This window comes from Pigmentiphaga soli, from assembly GCF_039541095.1.
In the GTDB taxonomy this organism is placed as follows: Bacteria; Pseudomonadota; Gammaproteobacteria; order Burkholderiales; family Burkholderiaceae_B; genus Pigmentiphaga; species Pigmentiphaga soli.
The window spans coordinates 213,777-232,299 of sequence record NZ_BAABFO010000004.1 but is presented as its reverse complement, the minus strand read 5'-3'; the positions used below and the strand labels follow the sequence as shown (position 1 = coordinate 232,299).

Annotated in this window: 20 protein-coding genes and 1 pseudogene; 10 read left to right on the top strand and 11 right to left on the bottom strand. The window is 63.6% G+C overall.

Features of this window, described 5'->3' with window-relative positions; translation table 11 throughout:
- Positions 1-114: 114 nt before the first annotated feature.
- Genes ABD927_RS06110 through ABD927_RS06100 form a run of 3 tightly spaced genes read left to right on the top strand, consistent with a single transcriptional unit; the run spans position 115 to position 2,155 of the window.
- Positions 115-564: an Rrf2 family transcriptional regulator gene (locus ABD927_RS06110; RefSeq protein WP_222821613.1), complete on the top strand. Its 450-nt coding sequence runs from the start codon at positions 115-117 to the stop codon at positions 562-564.
- A complete protein-coding gene (locus tag ABD927_RS06105) occupies positions 561-1,484 on the top strand; it encodes an NAD(P)/FAD-dependent oxidoreductase (protein WP_345247355.1) in 924 nt (307 codons plus the stop codon). The genes ABD927_RS06110 and ABD927_RS06105 overlap by 4 nt, the downstream gene beginning before the upstream one ends.
- Positions 1,481-2,155, top strand: coding sequence for a class I SAM-dependent methyltransferase (locus tag ABD927_RS06100; RefSeq protein ID WP_345247353.1), 675 nt, complete (start codon positions 1,481-1,483; stop codon positions 2,153-2,155). Before ABD927_RS06105 ends, ABD927_RS06100 begins: the two co-directional genes overlap by 4 nt.
- A gap of 65 nt (positions 2,156-2,220) precedes the next feature.
- Here the strand turns inward: ABD927_RS06100 and mobH are convergent, their stop codons facing one another.
- A complete protein-coding gene (mobH, locus tag ABD927_RS06095; RefSeq protein ID WP_345247351.1) occupies positions 2,221-4,017 on the bottom strand; it encodes a MobH family relaxase in 1,797 nt (598 codons plus the stop codon).
- Positions 4,018-4,348: 331 nt separating this feature from the next.
- Between mobH and ABD927_RS06090 the strand changes: the two genes are divergently transcribed.
- From ABD927_RS06090 to ABD927_RS06080, 3 genes are read left to right on the top strand one after another with little or no spacing between them, the layout of a single operon-like run.
- Entirely contained in the window at positions 4,349-4,567 is a 219-nt protein-coding gene (locus tag ABD927_RS06090; RefSeq protein ID WP_009618101.1) for an AbrB/MazE/SpoVT family DNA-binding domain-containing protein, read from the top strand.
- Positions 4,567-4,980: a putative toxin-antitoxin system toxin component, PIN family gene (locus tag ABD927_RS06085; RefSeq protein WP_345247350.1), complete on the top strand. Its 414-nt coding sequence runs from the start codon at positions 4,567-4,569 to the stop codon at positions 4,978-4,980. Before ABD927_RS06090 ends, ABD927_RS06085 begins: the two co-directional genes overlap by 1 nt.
- A gap of 56 nt (positions 4,981-5,036) precedes the next feature.
- A complete protein-coding gene (locus ABD927_RS06080; protein WP_345247348.1) occupies positions 5,037-5,414 on the top strand; it encodes a DUF3742 family protein in 378 nt (125 codons plus the stop codon).
- Positions 5,415-5,431: 17 nt separating this feature from the next.
- Here the strand turns inward: ABD927_RS06080 and ABD927_RS06075 are convergent, their stop codons facing one another.
- The 7 genes and pseudogenes from ABD927_RS06075 to ABD927_RS06045 all read right to left on the bottom strand — a co-directional run bounded on the left by ABD927_RS06075 (position 5,432) and on the right by ABD927_RS06045 (position 11,506).
- Complete coding sequence (locus tag ABD927_RS06075) at positions 5,432-6,949, bottom strand: conjugal transfer protein TraG N-terminal domain-containing protein (RefSeq protein WP_345247346.1); 1,518 nt, start codon at positions 6,947-6,949, stop codon at positions 5,432-5,434.
- Between the two features lie 12 nt (positions 6,950-6,961).
- Positions 6,962-7,312 (bottom strand): hypothetical protein, encoded by a 351-nt coding sequence (locus ABD927_RS06070; protein WP_105774133.1) that lies wholly within the window; start codon positions 7,310-7,312, stop codon positions 6,962-6,964.
- Positions 7,309-8,706, bottom strand: a complete 1,398-nt coding sequence (locus tag ABD927_RS06065) for an integrating conjugative element protein (protein WP_048939759.1) — start codon at positions 8,704-8,706, stop codon at positions 7,309-7,311. The genes ABD927_RS06070 and ABD927_RS06065 overlap by 4 nt, the downstream gene beginning before the upstream one ends.
- A gap of 11 nt (positions 8,707-8,717) precedes the next feature.
- A complete protein-coding gene (locus tag ABD927_RS06060) occupies positions 8,718-9,668 on the bottom strand; it encodes a TIGR03756 family integrating conjugative element protein (protein ID WP_048939760.1) in 951 nt (316 codons plus the stop codon).
- Positions 9,665-10,102: a TIGR03757 family integrating conjugative element protein gene (locus ABD927_RS06055; RefSeq protein ID WP_032958302.1), complete on the bottom strand. Its 438-nt coding sequence runs from the start codon at positions 10,100-10,102 to the stop codon at positions 9,665-9,667. The genes ABD927_RS06060 and ABD927_RS06055 overlap by 4 nt, the downstream gene beginning before the upstream one ends.
- A gap of 317 nt (positions 10,103-10,419) precedes the next feature.
- Positions 10,420-10,572 (bottom strand): annotated as a pseudogene (locus ABD927_RS06050) (type I methionyl aminopeptidase); the annotation flags it as partial.
- A gap of 130 nt (positions 10,573-10,702) precedes the next feature.
- Complete coding sequence (locus ABD927_RS06045; protein ID WP_105811911.1) at positions 10,703-11,506, bottom strand: sulfite exporter TauE/SafE family protein; 804 nt, start codon at positions 11,504-11,506, stop codon at positions 10,703-10,705.
- Between the two features lie 106 nt (positions 11,507-11,612).
- Here ABD927_RS06045 and ABD927_RS06040 point away from each other — a divergent pair, with 106 nt between their 5' ends.
- Complete coding sequence (locus tag ABD927_RS06040) at positions 11,613-12,398, top strand: AraC family transcriptional regulator (protein WP_027350551.1); 786 nt, start codon at positions 11,613-11,615, stop codon at positions 12,396-12,398.
- 102 nt (positions 12,399-12,500) lie between these two features.
- Here ABD927_RS06040 and leuD read toward each other — a convergent pair whose 3' ends face one another.
- Genes leuD through ABD927_RS06025 form a run of 3 tightly spaced genes read right to left on the bottom strand, consistent with a single transcriptional unit; the run spans position 12,501 to position 15,514 of the window.
- Positions 12,501-13,202, bottom strand: coding sequence for a 3-isopropylmalate dehydratase small subunit (leuD, locus tag ABD927_RS06035; protein WP_223850484.1), 702 nt, complete (start codon positions 13,200-13,202; stop codon positions 12,501-12,503).
- A complete protein-coding gene (leuC, locus tag ABD927_RS06030; protein ID WP_043223483.1) occupies positions 13,199-14,617 on the bottom strand; it encodes a 3-isopropylmalate dehydratase large subunit in 1,419 nt (472 codons plus the stop codon). Before leuC ends, leuD begins: the two co-directional genes overlap by 4 nt.
- An 18-nt stretch (positions 14,618-14,635) precedes the next feature.
- On the bottom strand, positions 14,636-15,514 hold the full coding sequence (locus ABD927_RS06025; RefSeq protein ID WP_345247332.1) for an alpha/beta fold hydrolase: 879 nt from the start codon (positions 15,512-15,514) through the stop codon (positions 14,636-14,638).
- Positions 15,515-15,617: 103 nt separating this feature from the next.
- Here ABD927_RS06025 and ABD927_RS06020 point away from each other — a divergent pair, with 103 nt between their 5' ends.
- The 3 genes from ABD927_RS06020 to ABD927_RS06010 all read left to right on the top strand — a co-directional run bounded on the left by ABD927_RS06020 (position 15,618) and on the right by ABD927_RS06010 (position 18,392).
- Positions 15,618-16,529, top strand: a complete 912-nt coding sequence (locus ABD927_RS06020; protein WP_062737775.1) for a LysR family transcriptional regulator — start codon at positions 15,618-15,620, stop codon at positions 16,527-16,529.
- Positions 16,530-17,049: 520 nt separating this feature from the next.
- Complete coding sequence (locus tag ABD927_RS06015) at positions 17,050-17,733, top strand: glutathione S-transferase (RefSeq protein WP_345247329.1); 684 nt, start codon at positions 17,050-17,052, stop codon at positions 17,731-17,733.
- A gap of 83 nt (positions 17,734-17,816) precedes the next feature.
- Positions 17,817-18,392 (top strand): TetR/AcrR family transcriptional regulator, encoded by a 576-nt coding sequence (locus tag ABD927_RS06010; RefSeq protein ID WP_024128187.1) that lies wholly within the window; start codon positions 17,817-17,819, stop codon positions 18,390-18,392.
- Positions 18,393-18,523 lie beyond the last annotated feature (131 nt).

The following is an 18,523-nucleotide window of genomic DNA, read 5'->3' as shown; positions in this document are numbered from 1 at the left end:
CGTCATGGCGGTGAGGTGTCAACAACGTTCTTGTACGTCAAGGCTGTGACTTGTCAGGTGTTCATTGCCACCTCGCATTTGACACTCGGCCTTTTTCGTAACATCATTTGTTTCATGAAAAGAGACAGCCGCCTCTCGTCTGTCCTGCATGCGCTGCTGCACATGGCCGAGCAGGATGGACCCGTTACCTCGGAAACCTTGGCGCTGTGCCTGGGAACCAACCCGGTCGTCGTTCGACGCACGATGGGATACCTGCGGCAAGCGGGAATCGTCACCTCCGAACGAGGCCACGCAGGAGGATGGCGTATCCACGCCGACCTTGGCAGCGTCACCCTGCGTCAGTTGCACGAAGCCCTGGGAGAGCCGGCGACGTTTGCCATCGGCAACCGCAACGAGACACCGGGGTGTCTGGTCGAGCAGACGGTCAATGCGGCACTCGAAGGCACGTTTGCCGAAGCCGAGGCGCTGCTGCTCACGCGGTTTTCGGAAATCACCCTTGCCGATCTGGCCTCTGACTTCGCACGCCGGCATGCGGCCTTGCGACACTCAAGGAATAAATCATGAATCACGACGTGATCGTCGTCGGCGGAAGCTACTCAGGCATGGCCGCGACCCTGCAACTGGTGCGCGCACGCAGGTCAGTGCTGGTGATCGATGCGGGCCAGCGGCGCAACCGCTTCGCCAGCCATTCACACGGATTTCTCGGCCAGGATGGTGTGCCGCCAGGTGAAATCGCTGCAAACGCACGCCGCCAGCTCGAGGCCTATCCAACGCTGACCTGGCTTGAAGGTCGGGTGGAAGCGGTCGCCGGGCAGGCGGACGAATTCACCGTCACGACGGCCGATGGCGAGTCGCACCTGGGGCGACGCATTCTGTTGGCGACGGGGGTGACCGACCAGCTTCCAGCCATCGACGGACTCGCCCAACGCTGGGGGAAGACGGTTTTTCACTGCCCGTACTGCCATGGCTATGAACTTGGACAGGGACGCATCGGCATCGTCGGTGCCAGCCCGATGTCCATCCATCAGGCTGAGCTGCTGACGGATTGGGGGGATGTCACCTTGCTCGTCAACGGTGCACTGGAACTCAGCCAGGAGGCCAGATCCAATTTGGAACGCCGAGGCGTGGTCATCGAAGGGGCTCGCATCGACAAGATCGAGGGACATGCCGACGTGACGATGATTGACGGACGGCGGCTGAGTTTTACGGGACTATTTGTTGCAACGCAAACCTCTCCCTCCAGCCCTTTGGCCGAGACAATCGGCTGTGCACTGGAAGAAACGCCCATGGGCATCCAGATCCGCACGGATGCCGAGAGCAAGACCTCGGTGCCTGGGGTCTTTGCCTGCGGCGACGCCGCACGGGCACCTCATTCGGTGTCGCTGGCCGTGGGCAACGGTGCCATGACCGGCGCCCAGATTCACCGATCACTGCTTTGGCCCGAGACCATCGAGCCAGCGCAAGCGGAAGGCCGCGCTCGATGACGTCGTTCTCCGACCCGACGGCTGTATCGGGTTATGCGGAAAGAACCGCGAGGATCGTACCGGGCCTGCGCGACCTGCACCGGATGGCAGGCGTGCTGCTGGCCGAACGCGCGCCTTCGCAAGCGCGCATCCTGGTGCTCGGCGCCGGCGGCGGGCTGGAACTGAAGGCCTTCGCCGAAATGCAGCCCGGCTGGCAGTTCGACGGCGTCGATCCCTCCGCAGAGATGCTCGAACTCGCCCGCACGATCCTGGGCCCGATGGCGTCTCACGTGCGCTTGCACGAAGGCTATATCGACAGCGCCCCCAAGGGGCCGTTCGATGGCGCGACCTGCCTGCTGACACTGCATTTCCTGCCGCCAGCCGAGCGCCTGAAGACGCTGCAGCAAATGCACCTGCGACTCAAGCCCGGTGCGCCCCTTGTCGTCGCGCATCACAGTTATCCCAGCGAAGATCCCGGTCGGGACAGATGGCTCTCGCGCAATGCGGCGTTCGCGGCTACTTCCGGCGTACCCGTGCGTCAAGCCGAAGGCAGCATCGCGGCGATCAAGGAACGGCTGCCCGTGCTTTCGCCCGTGCAGGATGTCGATCTGCTCCGCGAGGCTGGATTCACGGACATCGACCTTTTCTATTGCGCGTTCACCTTCAAGGGTTGGGTCGCCCATCGAGCATGAGGGGGTATCGACGATGCAAGACATAGGGTCGGCAGGTGCGCTGCCCGTGTGTGGCGAGGAGACTCCTAGCCGCGCGCCAGGGACAGGTAGGGGTTGTCCGGCGGGACTTCCGCGAACAATGCCGAAGGCGCCGCCAACAGATAGCCGTGCAACCGCCGCGACTTGCGCGGTCCTGTGACATCGCAGGTCCAGATGTTCAGGCCGCTGTCCTGTTTGCGGTGCAGCCCCAGCTTCTCGAAGCGCTTTTGCACCCATTGCCAGTCGTGCAGATCGTCCTGTCGGGCCAGCGCCTGGATCTCCGGATGTTCCTGCACGTAGCGCTGGAAGACGCCGGGGCTGACCAGGTACGCCGTGCCATCGACGGTATGCACCAGTGCCTTCGCATCGTTGATGATGAGCTTGCGCGACTCGATGCCTTGCCTGAGCCAGGCGATGAAGGCTTCCCCGGACGGCGTGGCCTTCGCGGGAGCCGGCATCGTGGCAGGACCGGTCAGCGCCGAATGGGTCACTGTCACAGTTGCTCCGGCGGATGGTGACGGCGGTTCCGCGCCGGCGGACGATGCACCGGCGGTGGCTGCGTCGGACGCATCGAGCATCGACAGCAGATCGGAGACCGGGTCCGCGAGCCCGGCCGGGGAATCCGCCACCCCAGGGGGCGGTGAGGTGGCCGGGATGCCGTCGGAGCCCGGCGCTGCCTCATCGCCAGGGAGGGGCTCTTCCGTCGTGACCGTGCCGGCGAACGGTGCGGGACGCTCGCCCGACTCCCAGATCAAGGCCGGCGACAGGCGCAGGAAGGTAAAGCTGTGCGACCAGCCGGTGCCGCTCGTGACGGTCGCCCGCCAGATCGCCTTCCCATCCGGGGCGGGCTGCACGATGCCATGGTCCTGGAGCACCGAGAAGACGGCGGTGTTGTTCGATGGGATGCCTTCGATGCCCTGCGACAGGAGATGCGCGCGCAGTTTGTCGCTGACCGTCTTGCTGACGAGCCAGAGTGCGTCCTGGGTCAGCCATCCATCCGACGGGCCGCCGGGCTGGTTCAGCTTGAACTCCTCGTGCAGCAGGTAGCGTAGGCCATCCAGCAGCTTGCGCTGCAAAGCATGCTTCGGCGCCGCCATGGCCCTGGCCGGATCACCGCCGAGCGCCAGGGCCACCGATGCCTGGTCAGCCTTGACGACCAGTTCTCCCAGCGTACCGGCATGCTCGTACTGGCCCGCCAGGACGTAGAGCAGCGCCGACCATAGATCGTGGTAGTCGCTCAGCCAGTCGAGGATGCCGGCATCGAGCACACGGGTGTAGAGCAGCCCAGTGGCGGCGCCATGCAGCCGGTACTCGCGATCCGTCCGGTAACGAAAGCGGTACGGCTGCCGCAGCGGCCCGTGCCAGGGGTGCCAGACCAGGCCATCGGCCTGCTCGACGTGCAGGTCGACCGCGATCTTGCCAATGTCGTGCAGCAGCGCGGCGTAGGCGGTACCGGCGGTCCAGGCCTCGGCTTGCGCGGCCTGGGCCTCGGGCGAGGCGCCGGCCGGGAGCAAGTGGGACTGCCTCAGTTTGAGCGCGTAGGCCACGATCTCCAGGCCGTGGTCCAGCATGCCGCCCGGCCAGGCATGGTGATGCGCCTCCGAGGCCGGGAACTGCTGGACCAGCTCGGCGTAGCGCTCCAGTGGCGCCAGGTACAGCGAGCGGAACTGCCGACGCGACAGCGAGGTGCGCTGCCAGATGTGTTCCAGCAATCGCTGCCGGCGCGGCTCCGCCAGCAGCGATGTGGCCGACTGCGGCCGGGTCAACCCTTTGGCAGGCTCGACGGGAGGCGGCGCCGCGGCGTTGGCCAGCGGCACCCGTTTGCGCTGGAACAGCGAAAGCATGGCGACATCCTGGTGATGGGCTGGCCGGAGGAGCCTTTTGGCCTTTTCGGGTAGGGCCTTTCCCGTTGAGGCCATTCCCTTGCCCCTTCCCCAGCCCTTTGGCCTTCGACAAGCCCTTTGGTATAGGGGCAGTTGGCTTCGTGTGCCGCAATCAATGCGGAGCCCGTGCGCTCCAGGATCGGACGGAACAAGCACTGTGTTTTCACCGGATCAGGCAGTTTCAACCGGCGCTGAAAGCACGGCAGGCCCTGAAACCCCTGCGCCCGAAGGCATGCTTGTCGGGAATGAAGTAAGGAAGTAAGATTTCCTTTGAAACTTACGGAGGCCTCCCATGCTTGCCAAGCTCACTTCGAAAAATCAGATCACGCTGCCCAAGGCGGCCGTGTCCGGCGTGGATGCGGCGGAGTACTTCGACGTAACCGTCGAGGGCGGCCGGATCATCCTGACGCCGGTGCGGGTTCAGAAGGCCCAGGCCGTGCGCGAGAAGCTGGAGCAACTCGGGATCACCGAGCAGGACGTCGAGGATGCCGTGGCCTGGGCGCGGCGCTGATGCGCAGGGTCATGCTCGACACCAACATCGTGCTGTCGGCGCTGGTCTTCAATGCAGGACGCCTGGCCTGGATACGCCATGCCTGGCAGCAACAGCAGTTGCAGCCGCTGGTCTGCCGGGAGACGGCCAGTGAACTCCTGCGCGTCCTGGCCTATCCCAAGTTCAAGCTGTCGACCTTGGAACAGCAGGAGTTGCTGGCGGACTTCCTGCCCTACGCCGATGTGGTGGAACTGCCGATGCCATGGCCCGACCTGCCGGCCTGCCGCGACGAGAAGGACCAGGTGTTCCTGGTGCTCGCGCATGTCGGCAAGGCGGATGCGTTGATCACAGGCGATGCGGACATTCTCGCCATGCGAGAGGACTTTCCCGGCTTGATCATGAGCGCCGAAGCATTCGCGGCGCGGCAGGCATGAAGGAGACCGGCACCGCCATGCCCAACGACCGTGGAACGACCATGAGGTAGCCAACCATGAAGCACACCGCAGGCATGACCACCGCAGCGCGGCTGGGCCGCTGGCTGGGCGGCGTATGGCGCGGTTGGCTGCGCGCGGAGCGTCGGGTGCATCGATGGCTGATGGCGCAAGGACTGCCGGCGGGCGGTGCAGCGGTGCTGATCTGGGGTGGCAAGCTGGCGACCCTTGGGGTGTTGCTGTACGTCGCATTCTGGGTGGCGCTGATACTGGTCGCTCTCGTTGTGGCAGCCAGGATGGCGGAGCAGACGCCGGGGGGCGACGACGATTTTGACCTGCAATTTCCTGCGAGTCTGGATGAACTACGTCAAACGCCTGGCTATGATCCAAACCTTTACAACGACACCTCTCACGTGATGTACAGCGAAGAAGATTGAAGCCGTTCATCGCTGAGTCATTTCAGCTTCCTCGACATGACGCCTGGCCCCTTGCCGCCCGCGTTGCCCGCGTCTTTGGTGCCTGCCGAGAAAGCATTTGCGACAGTTCCGGCCCTAATCCCAGCCCAAGTCAATGCGCCAATCCAGAATGCCGGGAGCACTAGGAACATCGTCGCCATCACGAAGTTCAGCAGCATGTCTCCGAAGGTGTTGTTGAGACCCACCAGTGGATCGAAGTTCGTGTGCGGCCGGTTCCAGCCCCACCCCCAGCCGTAGAGCGCATCAAGGATCGTCGAGTCGATCCAGCGGGCGAGTTGGAACCAGAAGTCGGTGAAGAACAGCGCGAACTGCACCACGCTCACCGTGACCACGGTCTTGAGGTCATAGGTGCCGATCAGCAGCACCAGCGGGATGCAGATGACCAGCGCCATCTTGAGCAAAGACAGCACCATCGGCAGCGCCTGCCGCACCACGTCCATCGCCGGGAAATAGCCCAGTGATCCGGCGGTCAGCCCCACGTCGCTGGCGGCGCGGGTGACGATGTTGGGCAGCGTCATGTCGATCTGGCCACCGTAGTCCGTGTAGACCGCCCCCTGGTTGAGCTTCTGCTGGCGAGGGCTGGCGACGGTGCGGATCACCGCGTCGTTGACCTCGGCCTGGCTCAGGAAGCCCGCCCAGCCGGCCAGTCGCGTCAGTAGGCTGGGTTCGACCTGGGCCAGCAGTCGTGCCCGCAGGCCGTGGCCGCCGTCGGACCACCACTGCCGGCAGGTCGGGTAGCCGCCCCCGCCGGGCACCTGGGCCAGGCCGGCGTCGCGCGTGGCGTCGAACGGCCAGGCATCGCGCGGAGTCCTGGAGCGGTAGCTGTCGTAGAAGCCGGCGGTGCCGACGAAGTAGCTGGAGCCGATCCAGGTGACGTCGTGCATCTGCTCCTTGCTCAGGCTGGGCCGGGTCATGAACAGCTTGGCGCGGGCGGGGCCATAGCAGTCGCGGGTGAAGTCGCTGACCTCCTGGGCCAGCACCGGGTCGTCGATGCGGGTCGCGTCGATGTCCATGCGGATCTGCCGCAGGTCGGTGCCGCAGGGAATGGCCGCGACCGAAGCGCCGGTGATCGCGCGCGAGATCGCGTGCATGGCGAACCACCACACCGGAACCTTGGCCGACTGGTTGTTGATCGTGCTGAACGATTGCGACCAGCCCGTATCGGTCGGCTCTGGGACATTTACTTGGCATTGGGTCGAACGCGAACGGTCGTACTTGATGGTGTTGAAATCGACGTCGATGAAAGGGATGCCCGCGAACATGATCACCACGATGGCGACGAAGACGCGGTTCTCGATGCGAGCCGAGGACAGCACGCCCTTGTTGCCTTCGTCCGCGCCTTCCGCGCGGGCCTTCAGCCATTCCTGTATGACGATCGCCAGGAACGGGACGGCGAACATGCCGCTGGCGACCAGCACCGACCAGATGCCGTTGTGGACCACCCAGGACACCAGCGTCAGGTAGTACTCCAGGTAGTCGGTCGTGAACAGCGCCATGACGACCCCGCGCTACCGCGCCTGCATCAGCAGACTGACTTCCAGCACGATCACGGCGACGATGGCCGCAACCTCCGCACGCAACAGCCGCTGCCCGGCAGCGCGCTCCGGTTCCCGCGCGCGCAGACGACGGCGCATCCAGAGCCAACCCCAGGCGGTGGCGGCGTAGAGCAACAAGCGCCAGGCCAGGAAGGCCCCGGATTGCGCCGCCATCCAGCGCTGCCAGCCCTCGATGCCACCCGCGATGCGGATGCCGACCACATTGACGGCGGTTGCGGCGATCAGCAGCGATACCGCCCATGCCAGCACCAGGATGGCACGCCGGCGGGGCAGCCAGCGCAGGCACCGCACCACGGTATTCATGGATGGCTTCCGCCGGACGGCGGCCGCTGCAGTTCATCGACCCGATTGCGTACCGGGTCACCCTCGTAGATGCCACGCGCACCGGCGGCGCGGGTGCTGTGGCGCTGGATGATCGCCATCGGCGAGTTGCTGGCCAGTTCGCGGCGCAGTTCCAGCTCTGCCTTCAGGTTGTGAATCTCGCGATCGAGGATGTCGCTTTCGTGGGTGACGGCCTTCTGGGCCAGTTCGTTGGCGGCGACGTTGGGCTCCTTGCGCCCGGTCAGCAGCGTGCGTTGCAGCAGCAGCGCCTTCTCCAGCACGCTGGCCAGCGCGACCTCCGAGGCCAGGCGCCGGGCCAGGATGTCCTGGTCCGTCTCGTCGCGAAGGGCCTCGATCACCCCACGGGTGATGGGCAGCGACGCGCTGCTCGCAGCCTTGAGGTTCTGCGCCGTGGTTGGCCGGCTGCCGGCGACCAGTTCCTGCAGGGCCTGCAGCTTGTCCTCGTATTCCTCCTGGATCAGCGGGGTCAGGCCAACGCCCGGCGTGGTGACGGTCTTGGTGCATGCATCGCAGGTGCGCTGTTCCTGCTCGCCCAGCACGCGAACGGCCCAGGCTGCGGCGGCATCGGGCGAACTCCAGGTCTGGCATGCCAGGTTGCCGCCGCAGTTCGCTTGCGGGATCGAACTGGTGTCGCCGACGCCACGGCCGTTGAGCAGGTTGTAGCCGGCGCGGGTCACGTCGCCGACCACGCGCACCGGACGTTGGCCCGCGCCGCCGGCGTTGTCTCCGCCGACCCAAGGAACGCCATTGTTGCCACGGTTCGCCTCGGCGTCGTCGATCGCCGAGACCGCATCGGTGCTCGCGACGGCCTGCTTTAGCGCCATGCCTTCGGCGAGTTGGTCCCAGCCGAGCTGTCCACCCGCCATGTCGGCCATGCGGTTGGCGATGGCACGGCAGGTCAGCTTGCTGCGATCGAAATCCAGCCTGGCTTGCAGCACCCCATTGGTCAGCAGGTTGTACAGCCCTGGATCGGCGCGCTGGATGATCAACGCGGGCAGCGACGCCACCGCAGCGGTGGCGTTCTGTATCACCGAGGACATGATGGACTGGAAGCCGTTGGTGATGCCGTTTAACTGGTTCTGCAGCGTGGTGGTGATGCTCATGTCGCCACAGATCAGGTTGCTGTTCCAGCCGACGCCAACACCGATGGAGTGCATGTTGGCCGCACCGCTCATGGACACCGCGCGGCCGCCCCCAATGCTGTAGAGCACGTCATCACCGATCACGCTGCCCTGGTGCTGGACGCCGTACTCGTTGACGCTGGTCTGCGCCCCGGCGCTGGAGCAGCTCAGCGCTGCGACAACGGCCAATGCGGTGCACAGGAATCGACGGGCGTTCGGCGATGGAGTCGTCATGGCATCGGGCCTCACAGGAAATCGACGCTGCCGAGGAACACCTGGCCGCGGCGCTGGCAGCAGCTATAGGGACGCCACAATGCCCAGGCGTAGTCCCCCTGCCGGGCCTGCACCTTGGCATTGCCGTGGGGGAACACCGCGCAACTGCTGGACAGCGTGGGGGTCAGCTCCTGCCACTTGCCCGTGGCGGCATTGGTTTCCATCAGGGCGCCGGCCGGCCAGTAGCCATCGCGCGAACTGGCGAGCAGCGGTTTGTAGACGTGGATCTGGTTGCGGCGCGTCACGATGTCACCCGCGCGCTGGGCGACCACGGCTGCGGCCTTGTGATCATCCACCTGGTGCAGGAAGCCGCCACGCGGATAGACGTTGCCCCAGAGATTCAGGCCTGTGCGCGTGCCGATCTCGCGCCGGCCGGGAATCAGTGCTTCCGGATACAGCGCCTCGGGGATGTTGTAGCGCCATGCCAGCGTGTCGAGCGTGCTCAGCAGATAGGGCATGAAGGCGGTGCCGGCGCCCTCGCAGGTGTAGCCGGAGGCGCTGGCGAACTGGCTGAACACATGGCCACCGGGATGGCCGATGACGTCGGCGTTCTTGAACTTCGCCAGGTTGTTCTCGTGATCCTCGTTGGTGGTGCCGTCGCCGCCGGCCTTCGCGGTCGGGTTCGGCAGGCTCATCGCCCGCACCTCGACCCAAGGGTTCTCGCCGGTGTTCGAGTAGCTCGACACCACGGCATCCGGGATGTAGTGGCGCACCTTGACCGAGGTGCGTACGGTGCATCCCGTCCAGGTGCAATAGAGCCAATAGCAGATGCCGGTGACGCGGTATTCCAGGCAATCCGGCGACAGGGTGGAGGCCACGATGGTGGCGGTGTTCAGTGCAAAGGACGATGCGGAACACCCCAGCAGCAGCGCTGCGATGGCCAACCGCTGGCGCCGGGATGGCGCGAACGGACGCCTCGTCATGGCTGCGTCCTCCGGTATTGGTCGATGCGGGCTACCGCACGGGCCACGTCCGTCTCGCCATAGACCACGTATCGGCGATCCACCACGATGGCGGGAATCTTGGTGACGCCAAGGCTCCAGGCATCGGCAATACCCTGGTAGGCGGTGCCGATCCTTCGCTGCAGGTCTGTACCGCCCAATTTCAGGCGTTGCTGGACGATGGCGCTGGCGCGCTCAGGATCGGTGGGCAGGTTGTCGGCCAGCTCCGCTTCGAGCACCGCGGCCGCGTCCAGGATGAGGTGTCGGTCAGCCTGGCCAAGGACCGGATGATGCGAGTCGGTAACGACCCAGACTTCCGAAGCGGCGGCGCGAGTGGCCAACGCCAGAATGGCGATGGCCGTAGCAATCCATGCTGGGCGAGCGCGAGCGGCATGAGGAACAGCGCAAGAGTCCATGGGACAACACCGGAGGGAAGCCAATCCGGTGACAGTCGAACCGAAACCCGGCTTTGACACGACAAACAAACCGGAGACCGCGCCGCCCCGTTTTCACCTTCCTTGTCTGCCCCGACTCGCTGATCCGGACCTACGCGCGTGCCATGAGCTGACTGTGTGCAGTGGATGGGTATGGGCCGATCCAGCCCCGTGGCCCAAGCTGTTCACATCGGACGCCGATGTGGCTTGATTGCTGGCCGAGATTGATATCGGCGATGACAACGGCCACGTATCTGGTTGTTGCGACTTGAGCCTAGACGATGTCCCCAGTCCTACTGGATGTCCTCGGCGGAAGGAATGCCGCGGCAGACCACACGGTCGCGGGAGGCGTTGAGCGCATAGACGTACCCGTACTGCCCTTTGCTGGCCGGGAACGCTTTGAGCTCGTGGGCGATGAGGCCAACGATCAGATCGTTGACCTGCATTGTGGACTAGTTGTGATCTCTCAGTAGGTTGTTCATCCGGGGCTCCTGGGGGCTGGTTTCGCTTCGTAACCCCCATCTTCCAGAGATGCCCTGGATGAACAACCTACTGAGAGATCACAGCTAGAGGCAGAGAAGACTAAGCCACCAGCATCACCAGCAGAACGACGCACAGCAGCGTGATGTATGCCTTGGCGTGAATGGTATCGGGAATCCGGCTAATCCACCTCGATGTGGCCCGGATACCCAGCCATGAACCAACCGCCAAGACCGCGCAAGCGCGCAAGTCGATGTAACCCGCGTGCCATGCACCCAGCGGTGCATCGTTCCACGCCAGCAGCGCATAAGTCGCCGAGCCGACCACGGCCATTGGCAGCGACAGTGGGTTGGCCGCTGCTGTCGCAGCGGTCATGCTGGCGCCGCGGCGGCGCATCAGCGGCACGGTCATCACGCTGCCGCCCACGCCCAGGAAGGCGGCGATCGCACCAATCGCCGTGCCTGCGGCAGCGGTCATCCACCGTCCCCATGGACGAATCCGCGCAGCCGTTTCCTGGGTGAAGCCCGGCCGCAGGATGCTGTCGAGGATCGTCAACCCCAGGTAGAAGATGAAGGCCCAGCGTACCCAGTCCCCGCTCAATGCCAATGCGGCAGCCGCGCCCGGTATTGCGCCCACGGCGATGTAGCCCAGTAGCGGGCGCACCTGATCCCACGGCACCGTGCCAGCTTTGTGATGGCGCATCGTCGCCAGCCCCGCACCGAAGATCATCACGCAGGTGGACGTGGCAACGGCCACGTGCATGGCGGCGTCGCCCACGGCGCTGCCGCCATGCGTAGCCAGGAGCACGGAATACAGCACGGGCACGACGACGAAGCCACCGCCGAAGCCGAACAGCACGGTCGTTATCCCGGCGAGGAAACCAAAGAACAAAAGCAGGAAGTACATGGCGGAAACCGCATCGTGAGAGGACGAAACTTCACGATAGGGTGCGCCGAATTGGCTGTCTCTCGCTGATTGGTCAATAATCCTTTTGTTTAGGCCATCCATTGCCATGCGCAACATACCGCTGGACTCCGTGGATGCCGTGGCGCGCCCCGTGCTGGCCATCGGCACCGATTACCCGCCGGGCACCTTGCTCGACACCCATACGCACCGGCGCGCCCAGGTGCTGTACGGCATGAGCGGGGTGATGGAAGTGGAAACGGACGATGGCGCATGGGCCATTCCACCGTACAGCGGCGTGTGGATTCCCGCCGGCAAACCCCACCGCGTGCGGATGCAGGGTGTGAGTACGCGCAGCCTCTACATCGAGCCGGCTGCCGCGCCGCGCCCGGCAGATCACTGCGAGGCGCTGGTCATCTCCCCTCTGCTGCACCAGTTGCTGCTGGCCTCGGCGGACATGCCCGCGCTGTACGACGAGGACGGGCGCGACGGTGCGCTGGCGCAGTTGCTGCTGCACGAAGTGCGCCAGACGCAGACGATGCCCCTGTTCGCGCCGATCCCCCAAGACCGCCAGCTTGCACGGCTGTGCAAGGCGTTCCTGAAGTCGCCCAGCATCCAGGCCACGCCGCAGATGTGGGCGCAACGGCTGCACAAGAGCCTGCGCACTTTCACCCGGTTCTTTCACCAGCAGACGGGCATGAGTTTCGGGGCATGGCGGCAGCAAGCCTGCCTGCTGGCGGCGCTGCCCCGGCTATCGGCTGGGCAGTCCGTCACGCAGGTGGCGCTGGATCTGGGCTACGACAGCCCCAGCGCGTTTTCCACCATGTTCAAACGGCGGCTCGGCAAGACGCCGATGAACTTCATCAGCGAATCCGACACGGCCGCATCTCGGTAGGGGGTTCCGTGTCCCTGTCGTGAAATACACATCGCCCAGCCGCCGCAAGCAGGCAGTGGCTGAACGTTAACCATCCGTTCCCCATGATCGCCATGTTCATCGCTACCTTTCCTTTTCGGAGGACAAGGCCTGTCCTTGGCTGCGTACGGAATTCAAGCCCGCACCGCGTTTTCTTGCCCGCGTCCTGGCGATATCGACACGGCACCAGGGACGTACCTGCCAATGCTCAGCTTCGAACCGGTCGATGGCTGCTGCATCGCGCAAGGTCATGCCGATCATGTCCAAGCCATCGACCAGCATCCGCTTCTGCCTGGGTTGCAAATCGAAGGGATATTCATCGCCCTGCGGCGTGGAAACGATTTGCTTCTCCACGTCGATGGTCAGGCGCTTTTCCTGGCCATGCGCCACGCTGTCCATCAACGCCTGGACCTGCTCCGGCGGCAAGGTGACAAGCAGCAGGCGATTGTTCATCGCATTGAAATAGAAGATCTCTCCGTAACTCGGCGCGACGACAGCATCGAACCCGGCCTGCTGCAATCCCCATACCGCGTGCTCCCGGCTCGATCCGCAGCCGAAGTTCGCCCCGCCCAACAGAATGCGCGCGCCGCGATATTCCGGACGGTTGAGCACGAAGTCCGGGCGAAGCCGCCCTTCGGTGTCGAAACGCAGGTCATGCAGCAGTCCGTCTGCCAATCCGCTCTTGTCGATCCCCAGCAGGAACTGCTTGGGCATGATCTGGTCGGTGTCCAGGTTGCCGATTGGCAATGGCGCCGCCACGCCTGTGATACGGTGCGTTTCGCTCATGCACGGAACTCCTTGCGAATGTCGACGATGCGTCCGGCGATTGCGGCAGCGGCAGCCATGGCCGGACTCATCAGATGCGTGCGGCTGCCCCGGCCCTGCCGACCCTCGAAGTTGCGGTTGGTCGTAGAGGCGCAACGCTCGCCCGGCGCGAGTACGTCGTCGTTCATCGCCAGGCACATCGAACAGCCCGGCTGTCGCCATTCGAACCCTGCCTCGACCAGCACCTGCGCGATCCCTTCGCGTTCGGCCTGGTCACGGACCAGCCCGGAGCCAGGCACCACCATCGCCCGCACGCTTGGTGCAACCTTGCGCCCCTGCACCACCCGCGCCACCTCGCGCAGGTCCTCGATGCGGGCATTCGTACACGAACCGATGAACACGCGGTCGATCGGAATACCTTCGATCGGCGTGCCAGGCGCCAAGCCGATGTAATCCAGCGCCTTGTGCCAAGTTGCCTTCTCGATATCACCCGAGGCGTCGCTCAATGGCGGCACGGTGCCATTCACCGGCAGCGCCTGGTCGGGACTGGTCCCCCAGGTGACATAGGGGGCGACCTCGGAAGCATCGAAGCGATGCTCGGCATCGAAACGCGCCGATGCGTCCGTGCGGAGTTGCTTCCATGCCGTGTGCGCGGCCGCCAGCGCAGCGTCGTCCATATCGCAGATCCGCTCGGACACGTAGTCGGATGTGATCGCGTCAGGCGCGATCAGCGCCGCGCGGGCACCGGCTTCCACGGTCATGTTGCACAAGGTCATGCGCGCCTCGGCGGACAGTGCGGCGATAGCTTCGCCGACATACTCGACCGCATAGCCACGCGCGCCTTGTGCTCCGATCTTGGCGATGATGTGCAAGATCAGGTCCTTGGACGTCGTCCCCAGAGGCAGTCGACCATCGACTTGGATTCGCATGTCCTTGGCCACGCGGTACACCAGAGTCTGCGTGGCAAGCACATGCTCCACTTCCGACGTGCCGATCCCGAACCCGAGTGCCCCGAGGGCACCGTAGGTCGTGGTATGGCTGTCGCCGCATAATACGACCATGCCGGGACGGATCAGGCCAAGTTCCGGCGCGACGACATGCTCGATTCCTTGCATCGGATCACGCACGTCGAACAGCTCGATCCCCTGCTCAGCACAGTTGGCGGCAAAGTTCGCCGCTTGCCGTGCGGCGGGGGCGATGTCGATCGTACGCGCCGCGATCGGCACCGGGCGCGTGGGGATGACGTGATCGACCACGCCCATTTGCTGGTGTGGGCGCCGCACCCGCAATCCACGTTGCGCCAGTCCTGCAAAAGCTTGTGGGCTGGTGTATTCGTTCATGATGTGCAGGTCGACATATAGCAGCACGTTGTCGACATCCAGGCGTTCGACGGTGTGCGAATCGACCAGTTTTCGGTAAAGCGTCGTCGCTGGCATGGGCAGGCTCGAGGACATTCATGAAGGCAGGAAGGCGAGGGCGTGATCGAGCAACACCTCGGGCGCTTCCTCCGGGATGTAGTGGCCGCAGGGCAGCGCCATACCCTTTACGCGGGGATTCCAGCGGCGCCACTCGGCCAGAGGGTCGAAGCAGCGTTCGATCACGCCATCGCGTCCCCACAACGCCAGGAAGGGACATTGGATCTGCTTGCCCGCGGCAAGATCGGCCTGATCGTGTTCGAGGTCGATGCTTACCGAGGCACGGTAGTCCTCGCAGATGCCATGTGCGGTTGCCGGATCGGACAGGCAACGCAGGTAGGCGGCATAGGCTTCCGGCGCGAAAGGCTTCAGGCCGGCACTGCGGGCACCCATCGTCTGCTTCAGGTAGAGATCCGGATCGGCCCGGATCAGCGTCTCCGGGAAGGGTGCCGGTCGCACGAGGAAGAACCAGTGCCAGTAGGCGCGCGCGAATTCGAATGAGGTCTGCTGGTACATCGCCAGCGTGGGTGCCACATCCAGCGTGACCAGGCGGGATACCACATCTGGATGATCCAGCGCCATCCGCGCCGCGACCCGACCACCCCGGTCATGACCGATCACCGCGAACGTCGGCAGGCCCAGCGCCTGCATTAATCGCACTTGGTCCAAGGCCATCCGACGCTTGGCATAGTTGGCGTGGTCTGGCTCGCCTGGCGGCTTCCCGCTGTCGCCATAGCCGCGCAGGTCCGCAACGACAACCGTGAATTGCCGCGCCAGCGTCGGAGCCACCTTGTGCCAGATCGCGTGTGTCTGAGGGTGTCCATGCAGCAGAAGCAGCGCCGGCCCGGTGCCGGCCATCAACGCATGAATCTTGATGCCATCGACCGTGGCGGATACGTCGGAAAAGCCTTCGAACATCCCTTGCCTCCATGTTCCGACGGCCATTCTATTCCTGCATCAGAACGGCGTTATTGAATTATATTTATTCAATTCATAACTGATAAGAACGAATTGGAGCATCATGTCCGAGTTCTCCGACATCCGCCTTTTCACCCTAGTGGCGCGCCATCGCAGCTTGGCTGCGGCCGCGCGCGAACTTGGCGTCACCCCGCCAGCGGTCAGCAAGCGCCTGGCGCATTTGGAAAAGCGGCTCGGCGTGCGCCTGACCCATCGCACGACACGACGCCTGACACTCACGCCGGAGGGCGAACGCTACCTGGCCGAGGGATCACGCCTGCTCGGGGAATTGCAGGAACTTGAGCAAGTGCTGATCCGCGGCCATGCCGAACCGGCCGGACTGCTCCGTGTCAATGCCTCATACGGTTTCGGTCGTGCGCGGGTGGCACCGGCCATTTCGGCGTTCGTTGCCCGCTATCCCGCCATACGGGTGCAACTGCAATTGACCGACCAGCCCTTGAACCTGCGCGAACACGGTTATGACATCGGCATCCGCTTCGGCGATCCCCCCAGCACCCGGATCAATGCAAGGTTGTTGCTGCGCAATCACCGTCTTTTATGCGCTTCGCCGGCCTATGTTGCCCAGAACGGTAAGCCGAACGTTCCGCACGACTTGGTGCGTCACGCCTGCTTGATCGTTCGGGAAAACGATGCGGCCTACGGCGCTTGGCATTTCCGCCGCGGAAAGTCCACCGAGACGGTCAAAGTCGACAATGTGCTATCGAGCAACGATGGCAACGCCGTGCTGCGCTGGACGCTGGACGGCCATGGCATCGCCATCCGCTCAGCATGGGAAATCGCACCCTACCTGGCCCGGGGCGAACTGATTCCATTGCTGGGGGATTGGAAGCTACCCAACGCCGACATCTACGCGACCTACCTGGAACGCAGCGAGGTGTCGTCCGCCAAAGTGCGCGCGTTTCTTGATTTCATAGCAGAATATTTGACGACGAGTTGCAACGCCATCAAAAGGTAGCAATAAGCATTATTGGGAGTCATCGTGACGCCAAGGGCGATCACGCGCTCAATCGGCGTTGCCGATGTGGATGCAGTCGTCATCCAGAGGCCGATGCTGGCAGATAACACATCGACGTTGTTGCAATGCCCCATCGCTAACGCCGACTCCACCATCTCCGGCAGCAGACTGCGCTGGATGAGATCGCGCTTGAGCCCTTCTCGCCAAGGTTGTGCCGCCAGAGTCCAGCAACAGCCGAGGCAACGGACCTCAATGCTTCGTTTGTGATGCGCACAATCCGTCGACGCTCCCCCCATCCTGGTACGCGTGGTCACGCAAGCATGCAACCCAGCGGTCGGAGGTGAACGAGGTATCGCTGGGGAGCGCAGACGATTGCATGGCTTGAGCGGCAGTTGCGGCGGCAAGGCACAGTTGACATTGGCATTGCTACCCAATAGCATTCAACCTAACGATCGTTAGGTAGCATGAAACTGATACTAGTTGTTCACTGATACGAAATCGTCGCGTGGAGAGCCCTTAAATGAATACTGTTGCAATGGCGGTCGATGGTGAGCCAGCAATGAAGATCTATGACTTCCCCATAGGCCCCTATCCGACCCGTGTCCGGATCGCTCTGGCGGAAAAGAACCTCCAGTCGCGCGTGGAATTCGTGATGGTCGATCTGCGTAAAGGGGAACACAAGGATCCCGAATTCATTGCGGGGAAAAACTACTCTGGCACGGTTCCGGTACTTGAGCTTGCGGATGGAACGTGCATTGCCGAGTGCACCGCCATCACGGAGTATCTCGATGCGCTTGTCGGCGGTCCGGTTTTGACGGGCTCCACAGCGTTCGAGAGGGGAATGATTCACATGATGAGCAAGCGCGCCGAACTGGAGCTGCTTGACGCCATCAGTGTTTACTTCCACCATGGAACGCCGGGTTTGGGGCCACTGGTGGAGCAATACCAGAACAGGGAATGGGGACTCAGGCAGCGCGACAAGGCCTTGCGAGGCATGCATTATTTCGACGATGTGCTTCGCAAGCGAGCTTATGTTGCCGGCGACGCGTTCTCCATGGCCGACATTACGGTCATCGCCGGACTGATATTCGCTGATATCGTCGACTTGGCGGTACCCGCCGAATGCACGGCGCTCTTGGCATGGTACGAAAGGATGAAAATGCGCCCCAGCGTAAAGAGCCAACCCGCATTTGCTCGCAGGTAGGCCGTTCGACGTACTCGTAACCAGACGGTCGCAAGACAAGATACCGCAGTGGAGCGTCATTACACAAGTCGAGGGCGACAGCCGTGGAGAGTCAGAGAAACACGAACTCCAGTGACAAGATCTTGTCCATTGCAACACGAATCGCCCAGGCGCACGGTTACGGTGGCTTGAGCGTTCGCCGCTTGGCCGAAGAAGTCGGTGTCAAACCTGCAAGTCTTTACCATCATTTCCCGAGCAAGGCGGCTCTCGCTGCTGCAGTTGCCAGGCGATACTGGGAAAATTCGTCGACGCAATTGGAAGAACTGTTGAATCGGCTTCCGGACCCCACAGATTGCTTGCGCAGATATCCCAATATGTTCAGGAAGGCGCTGGAGAACGACAACCGCATCTGCCTGTGCAGTTTCATGACGGCTGAATACGATGACCTTCCCGAGAATGTGAGGCAAGAAGTTCGAACATTCTCTGATGTGCATATCACATGGCTGGCTAAGGTTTTGGCGAGCGCCGGGATTGTCAATCCGAACATCGCGAAAGAACGCGCGCAGGCCATCTATGCTGCAATCACAGGAGCGCAGCTGATGGCACGTGGGCGTTCCGACTTAAGTCTTTTCGATACGTTGATCACGAGCTACAGGGCAACCGGGCTTCTGCCGGCCTAGAGGCGAGGCCAGCGGACGCACCACGAAGACAAGCGCTCGACTGCTGTTTGAGCAAGGCAACCGCCACGCTACGTTTGGGGCGCGTCCAACGCCCGGCATTCTCAGGGCTGGGGCTATGCATTCCAGGGCTC

Excerpts from the sequence above, each read along its gene's own strand:
- ABD927_RS06090 (WP_009618101.1), top strand. The coding sequence starts at position 4,349 with ATGCTTGCCAAGCTCACTTCGAAAAATCAGATCACGCTGCCCAAGGCG.
- ABD927_RS06060 (WP_048939760.1), bottom strand. The coding sequence starts at position 9,668 with ATGACGAGGCGTCCGTTCGCGCCATCCCGGCGCCAGCGGTTGGCCATC.
- ABD927_RS06105 (WP_345247355.1), top strand. The coding sequence starts at position 561 with ATGAATCACGACGTGATCGTCGTCGGCGGAAGCTACTCAGGCATGGCC.
- leuD (WP_223850484.1), bottom strand. The coding sequence starts at position 13,202 with ATGAGCGAAACGCACCGTATCACAGGCGTGGCGGCGCCATTGCCAATC.
- ABD927_RS06100 (WP_345247353.1), top strand. The coding sequence starts at position 1,481 with ATGACGTCGTTCTCCGACCCGACGGCTGTATCGGGTTATGCGGAAAGA.
- ABD927_RS06045 (WP_105811911.1), bottom strand. The coding sequence starts at position 11,506 with ATGTACTTCCTGCTTTTGTTCTTTGGTTTCCTCGCCGGGATAACGACC.
- ABD927_RS06075 (WP_345247346.1), bottom strand. The coding sequence starts at position 6,949 with ATGGCGCTGTTCACGACCGACTACCTGGAGTACTACCTGACGCTGGTG.
- leuC (WP_043223483.1), bottom strand. The coding sequence starts at position 14,617 with ATGCCAGCGACGACGCTTTACCGAAAACTGGTCGATTCGCACACCGTC.
- ABD927_RS06110 (WP_222821613.1), top strand. The coding sequence starts at position 115 with ATGAAAAGAGACAGCCGCCTCTCGTCTGTCCTGCATGCGCTGCTGCAC.
- ABD927_RS06025 (WP_345247332.1), bottom strand. The coding sequence starts at position 15,514 with ATGTTCGAAGGCTTTTCCGACGTATCCGCCACGGTCGATGGCATCAAG.
- ABD927_RS06070 (WP_105774133.1), bottom strand. The coding sequence starts at position 7,312 with ATGAATACCGTGGTGCGGTGCCTGCGCTGGCTGCCCCGCCGGCGTGCC.
- ABD927_RS06020 (WP_062737775.1), top strand. The coding sequence starts at position 15,618 with ATGTCCGAGTTCTCCGACATCCGCCTTTTCACCCTAGTGGCGCGCCAT.
- ABD927_RS06080 (WP_345247348.1), top strand. The coding sequence starts at position 5,037 with ATGAAGCACACCGCAGGCATGACCACCGCAGCGCGGCTGGGCCGCTGG.
- ABD927_RS06055 (WP_032958302.1), bottom strand. The coding sequence starts at position 10,102 with ATGGACTCTTGCGCTGTTCCTCATGCCGCTCGCGCTCGCCCAGCATGG.
- mobH (WP_345247351.1), bottom strand. The coding sequence starts at position 4,017 with ATGCTTTCGCTGTTCCAGCGCAAACGGGTGCCGCTGGCCAACGCCGCG.
- ABD927_RS06015 (WP_345247329.1), top strand. The coding sequence starts at position 17,050 with ATGAATACTGTTGCAATGGCGGTCGATGGTGAGCCAGCAATGAAGATC.
- ABD927_RS06040 (WP_027350551.1), top strand. The coding sequence starts at position 11,613 with ATGCGCAACATACCGCTGGACTCCGTGGATGCCGTGGCGCGCCCCGTG.
- ABD927_RS06085 (WP_345247350.1), top strand. The coding sequence starts at position 4,567 with ATGCGCAGGGTCATGCTCGACACCAACATCGTGCTGTCGGCGCTGGTC.
- ABD927_RS06065 (WP_048939759.1), bottom strand. The coding sequence starts at position 8,706 with ATGACGACTCCATCGCCGAACGCCCGTCGATTCCTGTGCACCGCATTG.